This window comes from Oerskovia sp. Root918 (genome assembly GCF_001428945.1).
GTDB classification, from domain to species: domain Bacteria; phylum Actinomycetota; class Actinomycetes; order Actinomycetales; family Cellulomonadaceae; genus Oerskovia; species Oerskovia enterophila.
On the sequence record NZ_LMJG01000001.1, the window covers coordinates 139496 to 152340 of the forward strand.

The 12845-nt window shown below is 73.2% G+C and carries 12 protein-coding genes; 4 read left to right on the top strand and 8 right to left on the bottom strand.

Features of this window, described 5'->3' with window-relative positions:
- Positions 1-999: a MoxR family ATPase gene (locus ASE27_RS00585; protein ID WP_056644605.1), complete on the bottom strand. Its 999-nt coding sequence runs from the start codon at positions 997-999 to the stop codon at positions 1-3.
- A 207-nt stretch (positions 1000-1206) separates the two neighbouring features.
- Here ASE27_RS00585 and ASE27_RS00590 point away from each other — a divergent pair, with 207 nt between their 5' ends.
- Positions 1207-3486, top strand: coding sequence for a cytochrome c oxidase assembly protein (locus ASE27_RS00590; RefSeq protein ID WP_056644608.1), 2280 nt, complete (start codon positions 1207-1209; stop codon positions 3484-3486).
- A gap of 419 nt (positions 3487-3905) precedes the next feature.
- On the top strand, positions 3906-4706 hold the full coding sequence (locus ASE27_RS00595) for an endonuclease domain-containing protein (RefSeq protein ID WP_235535315.1): 801 nt from the start codon (positions 3906-3908) through the stop codon (positions 4704-4706).
- 34 nt (positions 4707-4740) lie between these two features.
- Here ASE27_RS00595 and ASE27_RS00600 read toward each other — a convergent pair whose 3' ends face one another.
- The 6 genes from ASE27_RS00600 to ASE27_RS00625 form a co-directional block, all read right to left on the bottom strand.
- A complete protein-coding gene (locus tag ASE27_RS00600; RefSeq protein WP_157257327.1) occupies positions 4741-5292 on the bottom strand; it encodes an OmpA family protein in 552 nt (183 codons plus the stop codon).
- Positions 5289-5882, bottom strand: coding sequence for a hypothetical protein (locus ASE27_RS00605; protein WP_056644615.1), 594 nt, complete (start codon positions 5880-5882; stop codon positions 5289-5291). The genes ASE27_RS00600 and ASE27_RS00605 overlap by 4 nt, the downstream gene beginning before the upstream one ends.
- 255 nt (positions 5883-6137) lie before the next feature.
- Positions 6138-7028: a phosphonate ABC transporter, permease protein PhnE gene (phnE, locus tag ASE27_RS00610; protein WP_082608356.1), complete on the bottom strand. Its 891-nt coding sequence runs from the start codon at positions 7026-7028 to the stop codon at positions 6138-6140.
- On the bottom strand, positions 7025-7954 hold the full coding sequence (locus tag ASE27_RS00615) for a phosphonate ABC transporter ATP-binding protein (RefSeq protein ID WP_235534085.1): 930 nt from the start codon (positions 7952-7954) through the stop codon (positions 7025-7027). Before ASE27_RS00615 ends, phnE begins: the two co-directional genes overlap by 4 nt.
- A gap of 145 nt (positions 7955-8099) precedes the next feature.
- Complete coding sequence (locus ASE27_RS00620; RefSeq protein ID WP_056644618.1) at positions 8100-9035, bottom strand: phosphate/phosphite/phosphonate ABC transporter substrate-binding protein; 936 nt, start codon at positions 9033-9035, stop codon at positions 8100-8102.
- A 41-nt stretch (positions 9036-9076) separates the two neighbouring features.
- Positions 9077-10375 (bottom strand): TIGR03364 family FAD-dependent oxidoreductase, encoded by a 1299-nt coding sequence (locus tag ASE27_RS00625; RefSeq protein ID WP_235535316.1) that lies wholly within the window; start codon positions 10373-10375, stop codon positions 9077-9079.
- 166 nt (positions 10376-10541) lie between these two features.
- Here ASE27_RS00625 and ASE27_RS00630 point away from each other — a divergent pair, with 166 nt between their 5' ends.
- Together ASE27_RS00630 and ASE27_RS00635 are read left to right on the top strand one after the other, a co-directional pair.
- Entirely contained in the window at positions 10542-11492 is a 951-nt protein-coding gene (locus ASE27_RS00630) for a GntR family transcriptional regulator (protein WP_082608357.1), read from the top strand.
- Entirely contained in the window at positions 11489-12268 is a 780-nt protein-coding gene (locus ASE27_RS00635) for a phosphonatase-like hydrolase (RefSeq protein WP_056644624.1), read from the top strand. Before ASE27_RS00630 ends, ASE27_RS00635 begins: the two co-directional genes overlap by 4 nt.
- A 102-nt stretch (positions 12269-12370) precedes the next feature.
- Here ASE27_RS00635 and ASE27_RS00640 read toward each other — a convergent pair whose 3' ends face one another.
- Positions 12371-12835, bottom strand: a complete 465-nt coding sequence (locus ASE27_RS00640) for a hypothetical protein (protein WP_056644628.1) — start codon at positions 12833-12835, stop codon at positions 12371-12373.
- Between the last annotated feature and the right edge of the window lie 10 nt (positions 12836-12845).

Sequence of the window (12845 nt, forward strand, 5' to 3'; positions counted from 1 at the left end):
CTACGGGGTGGGGACCGCGTCGAACACGGCGTCGATGAGCTGCTCGGGCTGGACGTTGGTCGCGAGCGCGTCGAACGTGCGGACCAGGCGGTGGCGCAGCACGGAGTAGCGCACGGCCTTGATGTCGTCCGGGATGACGAACGCGCGACCCGCCTGGATCGCGAGGGCCTGACCCACGCGCATGAGTGCGATGCCGCCACGGGGGCTCGCGCCCACGCGCACGTGCTGGTCGAGGCCCGGGACGGGGCGCGGACCCGACAGCCGCGTCGTGTTGATGAGGTCGACGATGTAGCGCTTGATCGACTCGTCGACGTACACGTCGTCGACCAGGCGCTGGAGGAACACCACGTCGTCGATGCTGATGGGCTCGGCCGTGATGGGCGCCGTCATGCGGCCCGTCGAGATGCGGTCGAGGATCTCCAGCTCCTGCTGCGGGGCCGGGTACGTCAGCACCTCCTTCATGAGGAAGCGGTCCATCTGGGCCTCGGGCAGCACGTAGGTGCCCTCCTCCTCGATGGGGTTCTGCGTCGCGAGGACCATGAACGGCGAGGGCAGCGGGAAGTTCTCGCCGCCGATCGACGTCTGCTTCTCCTGCATGGCCTCGAGCATCGCCGACTGCGTCTTGGCGCTCGACCTGTTGATCTCGTCGAGCAGGACCAGGTTCGCGTGCACGGGCCCGAGCTGGGTGGTGAACGACCCGGTCGCGTAGTTGTAGATCTGGGTGCCCACGATGTCGTTGGGCATGAGGTCCGGCGTGCACTGGATGCGCCGGAACGAGCCGTTGATCGCCGACGCGAGGGTCTGCGCGGCCGTGGTCTTGGCGAGGCCGGGGACGGACTCCAGCAGGATGTGGCCGCCCGCGAGGAGCGAGCTGATCAGGGCCGTGCGCAGGGCTTCCTGCCCGACGACGCGCTGGTCGAAGACCTGCTCGACGCGCTTGAGCAGGTGACCCGCACGGTCCAGGTCGGTCGTGGAGATGCTGCCGTGACCTGTGGCCATGGTGAGGTCCTTCGCGTGTGCTCGGGTCGTGCTGGGGACGTGGTCACGGGCCCGGCCCCGGAGGGGGACGCCGTGCGAACCCGGCCCAGTATGCCAGCGGACCCTGACGGGCGACGGGGTTCTTCACAGGAAGTGCATGGTGCGAGGTCCCCACCGGGGCGCCGGCGGGAATACCACGATCCGCCGCACGCCGCCTACCCTGGACCGGTGACCGCTACCGCCCCCCGCAGCACCCCAGGAACCGCGCCCGACCGGGCCGCGCGCACCCCCGGCCGGGACGTCGTCGACTCCCCGCGCAACCCCTGGTGGCTGGTGGCGGCGGGGCCGGCTGCGGTCGTCGTCGCGATCCTCGCGGTCCTGGCCGCCGGAGCGTTCTCCGGAGCCTTCGAGGCGCTCACGGGGTTCGCCGACCCCGGGGCGATCTCGCGCTGGGGCCTGCCCGTCTCCACGGTCCTCACCGAGCTCGCGATCTCGCTCACGATCGGCTCGCTCGTGCTCGCGGCCTGCGTGCTGCCCGCGGGCGTGCCCCTGCGCCGGGCGCTCGGGGTCGCCGGGGCGGCGTCGGCCACGTGGGCCGTGCTGACCGTCGTGCAGACCGTGCTGCGCTACTCGGTCCTGTCGAGCATGCCCGTCTCGAGCATCGGGTTCGGCGACCAGATCGCCGCGTTCGTGACCCAGATCTCGCTCGGGCGCAGCCTGCTCGGCGTCGTCATCATCGCGGCGCTCACCTCGGCGTGCGCGCTCGCCGTCCGCACCCCGACGGGTGCTCTCTGGACCGCTCTCCTCGCGATCTCGGCCCTCGCGTTCCAGGCCAACACGGGCCACACGGCCGGCGCTGCGAGCCACGAGCTGGCGATCTCCTCGATGTTCCTGCACCTCGGCGGCGCGGCCCTGTGGATCGGCGGGCTCGGGGTCCTGGCGATCGTGCGGCTGCGCGGAGGGCTCGACCGGACGTCCTTCGCGTCCGCGGTCTCGCGCTACTCCTCGATCGCGGGCTGGTCGTTCGTCGCGGTCGCGGTCTCGGGCGTCGCGAACGCCTGGATCCGGGTCGGCGGCCTCGACGGGCTCAGCACCGACTACGGCGTCCTGATCCTCGCCAAGGTCGGGCTCATGGTCGTGCTCGGGGCGCTCGGTTTCGCGCACCGCGAGCTCGTCGTGCGACGGCTCCAGGGGGCCGGCCCGGCCTCCGCCCGCGGCGGGACCCGTGCCGGCGCGTCCGACGAGGCTCGCCCTGCGGGGAGGACGAAGGGCACGGCCGCCGACGAGGACACCTCGGCCGCGGCCTCCGCCCGGGCGACCACCACCTCGGGCGACCCGACGACGGCGGGCGGCTCCGCCGTCGGGCAGAAGAAGGGGACGGCCTCTGCGCGGACGGCCGTGGCACCCGCGGCCGAGAAGGCCGCGACCTGGCTGTTCTGGCGGCTCGTCGCGGTCGAGCTGCTCGTCATGGGAGCCGTGTCCGGCGTGGCCGTCGCGCTCGGCTCGACCGCCCCTCCCATCCCGGACGAGCCCATCGCGCTCCCGACCCCTGCCGAGCTCGTCACGGGACACCCGCTGCCCCCCGAGCCGGACCTGGGCCGATGGTTCACCGAGTGGCGCTGGGACCTGCTGCCCGCGTTCGCGTGCGTCGCGGCGCTCGTCGTCTACCTGCGCTGGGTCCGACGCCTCGCCCGGCGGGGCGACAAGTGGCCCGTGGGCCGCACGATCTCGTGGTGCATCGGCATCGTCATCCTGTTCTGGGTCACCAACGGCGGCCCCGCGATGTACGGGCACGTGCTGTTCAGCGCGCACATGGTCCAGCACATGGTGCTCGCGATGGTCGTGCCGATCTTCCTGGTGCTCGCCGCGCCCGTGACGCTGCTCGTGCGCGCCGTGCCCGTGCGCAAGGACGGCTCCCGTGGGCCCCGCGAGTGGGTGCTCGCGCTCGTGACCTCGAAGTGGGGGCAGTTCTTCGCGAACCCCGTCGTCGCGGCCGTGAACTTCGCGGGCTCGATGATCGTCTTCTACTACACGCCGGCGTTCGAGCTCGCGCTCACGACGTACGTCGGGCACCTCGCGATGCTGCTGCACTTCACGCTCGCCGGGTACCTGTTCGCGAACGCGCTCATCGGGATCGACCCCGGGCCGCACCGGCCCGGCTGGCCCCAGCGGCTGCTCCTGCTGTTCGCGACCATGGCGTTCCACGCGTTCTTCGGGGTCGCGCTCACGACCGGGACGGCGCTCCTGGTGCCCGAGTGGTTCGGGCTGCTCGGCCACGACTGGGGGATCACGGCGATCGCCGACCAGCAGCGCGGCGGTGGCGTGGCGTGGGGGATCGGCGAGCTGCCGACCCTCTCGCTCGCGATCATCGTGGCGATCATGTGGTCGAGGTCCGACGACCGCGAGGCCAGGCGGCGCGACCGGCGCGTCGACCAGGTCGGCGACGTCGAGATGGATGAGTACAACGAGATGCTCGCGAAGATGGCGGAGCGGGACGCGAAGGACTGACGGCTTCCTGGGGTGCCTCCGGGGCCCCTGTGGTGCCGAGCACGAGGTTGCGGTCGAAATCCGGCGGTCTGCGACCGTAACCTCATGCTGGACCGCACGGAACCTCGTGCTCGGCCGCTGTCCACAGCCGTCCACAGCCGGACCGCCAGGCGGGCTGTCCACAGCCGGCCGTGATCCGGCGGCATGCCGCGCGCGTCCTCTGCTGGGATGCGGCGATGCGCACCCCGTCGCCGCTCCCGGAAGCACTCCTGCACGTCGCTCGGCGCCAGGAGGGACTGGTGTCGGCAGCGCAGTGCGACGAGCACGGGGTCCGGTCGCCTCGACGGTCGCGGCTCGTCGAGCAACGGTCCTGGGTTCGGGTGACGCGTGGGGTCTACGACACCGACCCGGTCCCTCCAGCCGGCCGGGCGGGACCGGGTGTGCCGGAGCACCTGCGGAGGCGTGCCGCGTGGGCCGGTCTGCTGACCTTCGGGCCGGACGCCATCGCCGTCGGGCCGTGCGCGCTGGCCCTGCTCGGGGTCCAGGGCCTCCCGTGGCGGATCACGCCTCAGGCGGCGCTGCCCGGAGCACGCGAGACCAGGTCGCGAGACGGTGTCCTGCTGCGGCAGTTCGACGACGGGATGACGGTGCAGCGCATCGACGGCAGGTACGTGGCGACGCCGGACTGGGCGCTTGCTCAGGCGGTCCCCGAGCTCGACCGGCGCCACGCGGTGGCGCTGATGGACAGCGCGCAGCAACGAGGGCTGCTCGACGGTCGGGGGCTCGCGCGTGCGCACGACCAGGCCCGCGGTCGACGGGGCGTGGCGCGGACGCACTCGTGGTGGGAGCTCAGCGACCGTCGCGCCGAGTCACCGCTCGAGACGTTCGCGCGCCTCGACTGCCAGGACGCAGGGGTCGTGCCCGACGACCTGCAGGTCGTGATCGCCGACGACGCGGGAGAGTTCCTGGCCCGGGGCGACCTGGGCTGGCGTCTGCCCGGCGGTCGCTGGTTGATCGCCGAGATCGACGGCGCGGAGGTTCACGCGGCGCCGGAGGCGTTGTTCCACGACCGGCGGCGTCAGAACCGCCTCGTCGCCTCGCGTGGGGTCGACGTGCTCCGGTTCACGGCGCGGGACCTGAGGAGCGCTGGTCACGTGGGGGCTGAAGTTCGAGCGTTCCTCGCGCGAGCACGGGGTTCCGTGCGGTCGAGCACGAGGTTCCGGTCGCTATCCGCCGGATAACGACCGCAACCTCGTGCTCGGCACCCGAACCACGTCAGCCCTTGAACCGCAGCTCCACGCGACGGTTCTCGGCGCGCGCCGGCCCCGGGTCGTCGCCCTCCTCGGGCGTCTTGAGCTGCGTCTCGCCGAAGCCCTGGACGTCGAGCACCAGGTCGGGCCTCGACGCGCTGACCGCGGCACCGACGGCCTGTGCCCGCCGCAGCGAGAGGTCGAGGTTGTGCGCGTCGTCGCCCACCGAGTCGGTGTGGCCGTGGACCGAGAGGGTCGCGCCGTCGGGCACGTTCGCGACGAGCCCGGCGACGGCCGCTGCGGCCGCAGGGGACACCTCGGCGCCGTCGACCTCGAAGAGGATGTCCGAGGTCAGCGTGATGACGGTCTCCTCGCCCTGGGTCTCGACCGTGTCGATCGTCTGGACGCTGCCCTCGGTCGTGAAGTGGGAGACGGACTCGGCGATCTGCTCGGCGGTGGGCTCGGGCATGGTCGTGATGTCGAACTCGGCCGGCGCGTCGATGGTCGCGGACGCGGGGAGCGCTCCGAGCAGCAGCGCTGCGACCGTGAGGCCGAGCACGGCGCGTGCGGGCCTCATCGTGTCACCGGGACGTTCTCGAACGTGGGCCACGAGTCGACGATGCGCACGTCGAGCGTCGCGACGTCGTCCTCGAGGCCGGCGAAGACCGCGGTCCAGCGGATCGACTCGCCCCCGACCGCCGTCGTCGTGAAGATGCTCGAGCCCATCGCGTCGTAGTTCTCGTCGACGAGCTGGACGTACTTCTTGAGGTTCTCGCGGTCGACGAGCGCGGCATCGACCGAGGTGGCCCCGGTGAGCTCGTAGACGCTGCGCTCGCCGCCGTCGTCGGCCGAGGCGGTCGGTGTGAAGATCACGCGCAGCTCGGTGAGGTCGCCCCGCACGGTGAGCGACTCGATGCCGACGCGGATGGTGTCGCCGGGGCGACCGGGGACGTCGAGCGTCTCGTCGAGGACCACGGCGTCCGGGTCGACCGGCGAGACGCTGGGCGCCGCGACGGGCTCGGCATTCGTGCCCGGCTCGTCACCGGCCTGGCTCGCCGTGCCCGACGGCGCAGGCTCGCCTCCCGGGAGGAGCGAGCAGCCGGTCAGGGAGACCAGGGTGACGGCGAGCACGGTCGCCGTGATCGTGCGGTGCACGGATGTGCGCATGGAGGAGCTCCGATCGAGGGTGGGGATCGCTCACACCTTCTCAGAGAATCGGTCGCGAGGAGGTATCTCTCCCATGGGGAGAGCTGCCCGTGAAAGGAGGAGCGGCTGGCGTCGGTCGTGAGCACGAGGTTCCGTGCGGTCGAGCACGAGGTTGCGGTCGTTATCCATCGGACAACGACCGCAACCTCGTGCTCGGCACCGACCGGCACCGAGTACCACCGGCGGGCACCAGGGGCGGAGCGGCACCGAGGAGGATCACACCGCGATCCGCGCCCTGGCCCACGACGAGAACCGGTCCACGACCCACACGAGCACGAGCACCATGAGGATGTACGTGAGCATCTCGTCGAACCGGAACAGCTTGATCGACTTGTTGATGAGGAACCCGATCCCGCCCGCGCCCACGAGCCCGAGCACGAGCGAGGACCGCACGTTGACGTCGAACCGGTAGAGCAGCAGGCCCAGGAACTGGGGTACGACCGCGGGCAGCACGGCGTGCGTGACGACCTGGGTCCGGCCCGCGCCGTTGGTGCGCAGCGCGTCGGCTGGCCCGGGGTCGATCTCCTCCATGGCCTCGGCCCAGAGCTTGCCCATGACGCCCGTGTTGTGGACGACGAGCGCGAGCACCCCCGCGAACGGTCCGAGCCCCACGGCGGTCACGAAGATCAGGGCGAACACGACGTCGGGCACCGCGCGGAAGAACGACAGGATCGCGCGCGACCCCTGGTACCAGAACGACCCGGGGGTGCTGCCCCGCGCGGCGAGCACCGCGAGCAGCAGCGAGAGCGGGATGGACAGCGTGGTCCCGAGGAGCCCGATCCACAGGGTCACGAGCGTGGCCTGGAGGCCGGGGGCCACGACGGTCGACCAGTCGAGGTCGGGCGGGAACGCCTCGCCGACGAACCGGGCCATGCCCTCCCAGCCGCCCACGAGCGCGCTGATCGAGAAGCCCGTGCCCTGCCAGGCGAGGACGTGCAGCCCCAGCAGCACGGCACCGGCGGTGACCCAGGTCGTGACCTGCCGGCCCGAGCGGTGGGCCGTGGGCACGACGACGTGCGAGAGCCGTTCGCGCGACGGGCCGTCGGTGCGGTCGCGGGCCGCGCCGCGCGGGGGCCGGGGCGAGCGGGCGGGGGCCGTGGCGGTCATGCGGGGATCCTCGTTCCGGTGATCGGGCGGTCACTGGTCGGGGCGGCAGCGGTCGCAGCGGCCGCCGCGTACAGGTGCTCGACGGCGTCGCGCGCCACGGCGTCCGGCGCACCGTTGAGCTGCTCGCGTCCGGCGACCATCCCGACGAGGCGGTCGGCGTGCTCGCGCGCGAGCTCGGGGTCGTGGAGCACGGCGACGACGGCCAGGCCCTCGTCGTGCGCGAGCGTCGCGAGGAGCTCCATGACCTGGGTCGAGGCCGCGGGGTCGAGCGCCGACGTCGGCTCGTCGGCGAGCAGCACGCTCGCCCGCTGGCACAGGGCCCGGGCGACGGCCACGCGCTGCTGCTGACCGCCCGAGAGCTGGCCGACCCGGTCGAGCGCGCGGTCGGCCAGGCCGACCCGGTCGAGGCACAGCATGGCCTCGGCCCGCAGGTCGTGGGGGAACAGGGACGCGACGAGCGACTGCCGCAGGGGCAGCCGCCCGAGCGCGCCGGCGCACACGTTGTCGAGCACCGTGCGCCGCCGCACGAGGTTGACCTGCTGGAAGATCATCGCGACCCGTCGTCGGGCCTCGTGCTGGTCCGCGGCCGACGACCTGTGGTGAGGGTGCACCTGCTCGCCGTCGACCCACACCTCGCCCGACGTCACGGGCGCGAGCCCGATCACCGACTTGAGCGTGGTCGACTTGCCGCACCCGTTCGCGCCGAGGATCGCCACGAGCTCGCCCGCCGCGACGTCGAGGTCCATGCCGTCGACCGCGCTGCGCAGCACGTTCTCACCCGCTTCGGAGCGGGTGCTGAACTGGACCCGCAGGTCCCGGACGTGCAGCCCGGGCGAGCGGACGCCGTCGGGCAGGTGCAGGACGCCCCCGACCGGACCGGGCGCGCGCGGCGAGCCCAGCCCGACCGCGCCGTGGTGTGAAGCCATCTGGAACAACTCCTTGCTGGTGCGGGACGCGAGCCCGCGGGGGAGAGAGGGCGGTCGACCGGGGTCGCGGCCGACCGGACGGGACGTGCGGGGCGGTCGCCGGGCCTGGTCGACCCGTCGACCACCCCGCGCGCGTCCGTGAGGGTCAGACGTCGTCGGACGTGAGCCCGAGCGTCGTGGCGAGGTCGAACAGCGGCTTGTACGTGTCGACGTCGACCTCGACGAGCGGGCCCGCCGGGTCGACGTCGAGGAAAGCGCCGATGGCCTCGACGTCGGCCGTGTCGAGCGTGAGGAGGGCGTCGCGCACGGCGTCCTTGAACTCCTGGCTCTGCGAGCCGGCGACCGTGATGGGGTCGTTCGGGATGGGGTCGGACTCCCAGACCTGGCGGAACTTCGACGCGTCGAACGTGCCCTCGCGCTCGGCGGTCGCGAGCGTCTGAGAGTTGATCTGCGCGGCGTCGACCTGGCCGTTGGTCAGGGCGAGCAGCGCCTCGGGGTGGCCGCCCGCGTAGGTGATCTCGACGTCGGACTCGGTGAGACCGGCGTCGAGGATCGCGAAGCGGGGCAGTGCGTCGCCCGAGGTCGAGCCCGTCGACCCGAGCGCGAGCGAGTGGCCCGGCAGGTCGTCGATGCTCTGGACGGGCGAGTCGACCGGCACCCAGATGCCTGCGGTGTAGCTCGAGAGCGACCCGTCGGCGAGGCCGAACGACGCGAGGGGCTCGGCGTCGGCGCGCTCGCTCGCGAACACGAAGCCGAGCGGGCCGAACTGGGCGAGCTCGAGCTTGCCGTTCTCCATGGCGAGGACCTCGGCCGAGTAGTCCTCGACGATCGTGAGCTCGACGGGGCAGTCGAGCTTCTCGGACAGCGCGTCGGCGAGGTGCTGGTAGGCGGGCTCGAGCTTGGCGGGGTCCTCGTAGGGCTCGATGCCGAAGCGGATCGCGCCGTTCGGGCACGTCGCCGAGGCGGCGCCGTCGGCGCCGGTCCCTGCGTCGGCGGTGCCGGTCGAGCACGCGCCGAGCGTGCCGAGGAGCAGTGCGGCGGCGAGGACGGAGGTGGCCTGGCCGGTGCGGCTGCGGTGCATGTCTTCTCCTGGTGTGGGGGTTCGCGAGAGAGGCTGGTCTGTCAGAGGAAGCTGTCGAGCACGCGCGGGGCGAGCCCGAGCGCGGTGGTCATGCCGATGCCGGACGTGACCGACACGGCGCGCACGCCGGGCATGGGCGTGGCGTTGAGGAACGGCGCGGGCGCGGAGGCGTAGACGCCCTGCCAGCGCTCGCGGACCGTGAGGGGGCCGGTGCCGAAGAGCCGCGCGGCCTCGGTGAGCAGGAGCTCGTCGAGGGCCTCGGGGTGGAACGGTCCGGGCGTGGTCGCGTAGGCGTGCGTGTCGCCGAGCGTGAGCGTCCCGTCGGGGCGCTGGGTGACCATGAGGTTGACCGCGGCGTCGATCAGGGCGGGGTGCTGGGCCGTGAGGCGCTCGCGGACGGCGGTGAGCGCGGGGGAGAGGCGGAAGCCGTTGTAGCGGAGCATCGAGGTGCCCGTGAGGATCGCGGGGTCGATCTCGCGCGGTCCGCCGGCCGCGCCTGCGGGGGCGTCGACGCGCAGCATCTGGAGCGTGCAGCGCTGGACGCCCGCGGTGCGGGCGGTCTCGGGGAAGAACCGGTCCACGTCGTGCCCGACGGCGAGGATCACCTTGGTCGCCACGACGTCGCCCCGGGAGGTGCGCACGAGGGTCACGCCGCTGCCGGCCTCGAAGCCCTGGACCGTGGTGGACCAGGCGACGTGGGCGCCGCGCTGCTCGGCGTACCAGCGGGCGATCGCTGGGACGGCCTCCCGGGGGTCGACCCGGATGTCCTGGGGCAGGAACGCCCCGCCGAGGACCTCGTCGGGGTTGGCGGGGACGCGGGCGAGGACGGCGTCACGGTCGAGCAGACGGGCGTGACCGTCGCGGACCTGGGCGAAGTCCTCGAGGACCTGCTGCTCGTCCTCGGCGCGGGCCACGACGACCGTGCCCGACTCGCGGAGCCAGAAGTCGGCCTCCTTGGCGAGCTGGATCCAGCGTTCGCGGGCCGTGAAGGCGTAGGTGAGCGCCTCGCCGTCCTGCGCGGTGAAGCACCCGTGCCCGAAGTTGCGGACCGAGGCGCCGACCGCACGGTCGTCACGCTCGACCACGAGGACGGACAGGCCGCGGCCGACGGCCTCGACGGCGTGCGCGAGGCCGACGATGCCGGCACCCACGACCACGAGGTCGACGCGGGCGGGAAGGTCCGGCCCGGTGCGGCCGGTCGTGCCGGGGTGTCTCGTCGGCCGGCCGGACGGCGTGATGGACGGGGTGCCCCCGGTGCGGGAGGCGGCGCTGGGGCCGACGGTACGGGGACCGGCGGCGCCGGTCGAGGTGGCCCGGGACGGCGATGGTGTGCTGCTCACGACACGGACACTGCCGTGATCGTGGAGCCACGATCAAGCGATTCCGGGACTTGTCCAGACAAGTTTCCAGAGTGTTCACCTGCGGTTGGCGCCCTGTGTTCCGGGTTCATCCGACCGTCACCCGGTGCGCGCTCCAGCGCGGAACGAGCGCCTGTATGGTCAAGTCATGGCACCGTCCTCGTCGTCCCCGCCCGCCGCCCCGCCGCCCGGGGCGGGCGTCCCGTCCCGCCCGCCGCACGCGGCCCGGTCGGCCCAGGCCGCCCACCCGCCCCACGGCCCGCTGCACCAGCACGTGCTGGGTGAGCTGCGCCGTCGGATCGTGTCCGGCACGTACGCGATCGGAGACTCCCTGCCGTCGGAGTCCGCGCTGTGCGCCGAGTTCTCGATCTCGCGCGGCACGGTCCGGCAGGCGCTCGGGACCCTGCGCAGCGAAGGGCTCATCGGTGGGGGGCAGGGACGCCCGCCGGTCGTGCGCTCGCGCGCGGTCCCGCAGCCCTTCGAGACGTTCCTGTCGTTCAGCCGCTGGGCCGCGGGGGTGGGACGCGTGCCCGGCCAGCGGACCGTCGAGGTCGCGCGGCGCGGCGTGCACGGCGTCGCCGCCGACGCGCTGGGCCTCGAGGAGGGCACGCCCGTGGTCGAGGTCCTGCGCCTGCGCCTGCTCGACGGCGTCCCCGCGATGGTCGAGCGCGACACGTTCATCGAGCCCGTCGGACGCCTCATCTTCGAGTTCGACCCGGACACGGGGTCGATCTACGACCACCTCATCTCGCGCGGCGCGGACCTGCACGCCGCCCGCCACGTGATCGACGCGGTCGCGGCCGACGAGACCGACGCCGACCTGCTCGAGGTCGCCGTGGGCGCCCCGCTGCTGCGCGAGCGCCGCACCACGCGCAACGCCGCAGGCGTCCCGGTCGAGTACGCCGACGACCGCTACCTGCCCGAGCTCGCGGCCTTCACGATCGACAACACCCAGGACACGTCGCTCTCGATGGTCCGTTTCCCGACGGCGTCGGCCGCCGCGGCGTCGCTCGTGTCGCCCACGGCCGGTCGGGCAGACGCAGCTCCCTTCGCCGACAACCCTGCCGACACCGACCCGAACCAGGAGCCCTCCGCATGACCAGCACGACCAGCACCTCCACGACCACCGCCCGCCCGCCCCTCGCGATCGAGCTCGTCGCGCTCGACATCGCGGGCACGACCGTCGAGGAGGGCGGCGCGGTCTACGAGGCGCTGCACGCGGCGGTCCTCGAGCACGGGAGCGGTGCGACGTCGTCGGACATCCAGCACTGGATGGGAGCCGAGAAGCGCGCGGCGATCACCGCCCTGCTCGCGATCGGTGCCGACTCTCCCCGCACCCCGGTGGGCGCCCCCGACGAGGCGACGGTCGACGCCGCGTTCGCGCGCTTCACCGCGCTCCTCCGCGAGGCGTACCTCCTGAACCCCCCGACCCCGATCCCCGGCGCACCCGAGGCCTTCGCGGTCCTGCGCGCCGCGGGCGTCAAGGTCGCGCTGACCACGGGCTTCACGCGCGAGGTGACCCGGGGGATCCTCGACGTGCTCGGCTGGACGGTCGCCGCAGGGCCCGAGCAGTGGCTCTCGCCCGAGGTCACGCTCGACGCCGTGACCTGCGCCGACGAGGTGCCGCTCGGGCGCCCCGCGCCGTACATGATCCACCGCGACATGGAGCGCACGGGGGTGCTCGACGTCGCGCGCGTGCTCGCCGCGGGGGACACCGTGCTCGACCTGCGCGCGGGGGTCAACGCACGGGTCGGGGCGGTCGTCGGGGTGCTCACGGGCAAGCTCGGCGCCGCGGACCTGGGGCGCGAGCGGCACGACTTCCTGCTCGACTCGGTCGCCGAGCTCCCGGGGCTGGTGGCGCGCCTCAACGCCTGACGTCGGCGCGTTCGCGGGACCGCCGAGCACGAGGTTGCGGTCGCTCTGACGCCGAGAACGACCGCAACCTCGTGCTCGGCAGCCGCCGGACCGGCCCAACCGTCAGCTGCGCGTCACGACCCACCCGTCCCCCGTGCCGCGCGCGACGTGCAGCGTCGCGGCCCCGGGGGTCAGGACCCGGTTCGAGATCGAGAGGTCCTCGCTGCACACGTCGGCCTGGGCCAGGCGCAGCGTCGCGGTGTGCGCGACCTCGTTGTTGTTGACGAACACGAGGTAGCCCGTGCCGACGTCGACCGTGTTGGGGAAGTCCCCGGTGACCGGCCCGGCGTCGCTCCCCGCGGCCTCGGCGACCTCGGTCACGTCGTCGCCGGGGCAGACGATCACGGCCTTCTGCCAGTCGAAGTGCGTCGTGCTGATGAGGTCGAGCTCGCCGTCGGCGCGGCCTGCGGCCTGCACGCCCGTGAGCACGGTGTCGTCGAGGTCCTGCGCGGGCTCTGACCCGCAGCCTGTCAGGAGAAGCCCGACGGCGGCGCACACGGTCAGGGCGGGGAGGGGAACCTTGGGCACGTGTCCAGTA

Coding starts and splice junctions, on each gene's coding strand:
- ASE27_RS00585 (WP_056644605.1), bottom strand. CDS start 999: ATGGCCACAGGTCACGGCAGCATCTCCACGACCGACCTGGACCGTGCG.
- ASE27_RS00600 (WP_157257327.1), bottom strand. CDS start 5,292: ATGAGGCCCGCACGCGCCGTGCTCGGCCTCACGGTCGCAGCGCTGCTG.
- ASE27_RS00605 (WP_056644615.1), bottom strand. CDS start 5,882: ATGCGCACATCCGTGCACCGCACGATCACGGCGACCGTGCTCGCCGTC.
- phnE (WP_082608356.1), bottom strand. CDS start 7,028: ATGACCGCCACGGCCCCCGCCCGCTCGCCCCGGCCCCCGCGCGGCGCG.
- ASE27_RS00615 (WP_235534085.1), bottom strand. CDS start 7,954: ATGGCTTCACACCACGGCGCGGTCGGGCTGGGCTCGCCGCGCGCGCCC.
- ASE27_RS00620 (WP_056644618.1), bottom strand. CDS start 9,035: ATGCACCGCAGCCGCACCGGCCAGGCCACCTCCGTCCTCGCCGCCGCA.
- ASE27_RS00630 (WP_082608357.1), top strand. CDS start 10,542: ATGGCACCGTCCTCGTCGTCCCCGCCCGCCGCCCCGCCGCCCGGGGCG.
- ASE27_RS00635 (WP_056644624.1), top strand. CDS start 11,489: ATGACCAGCACGACCAGCACCTCCACGACCACCGCCCGCCCGCCCCTC.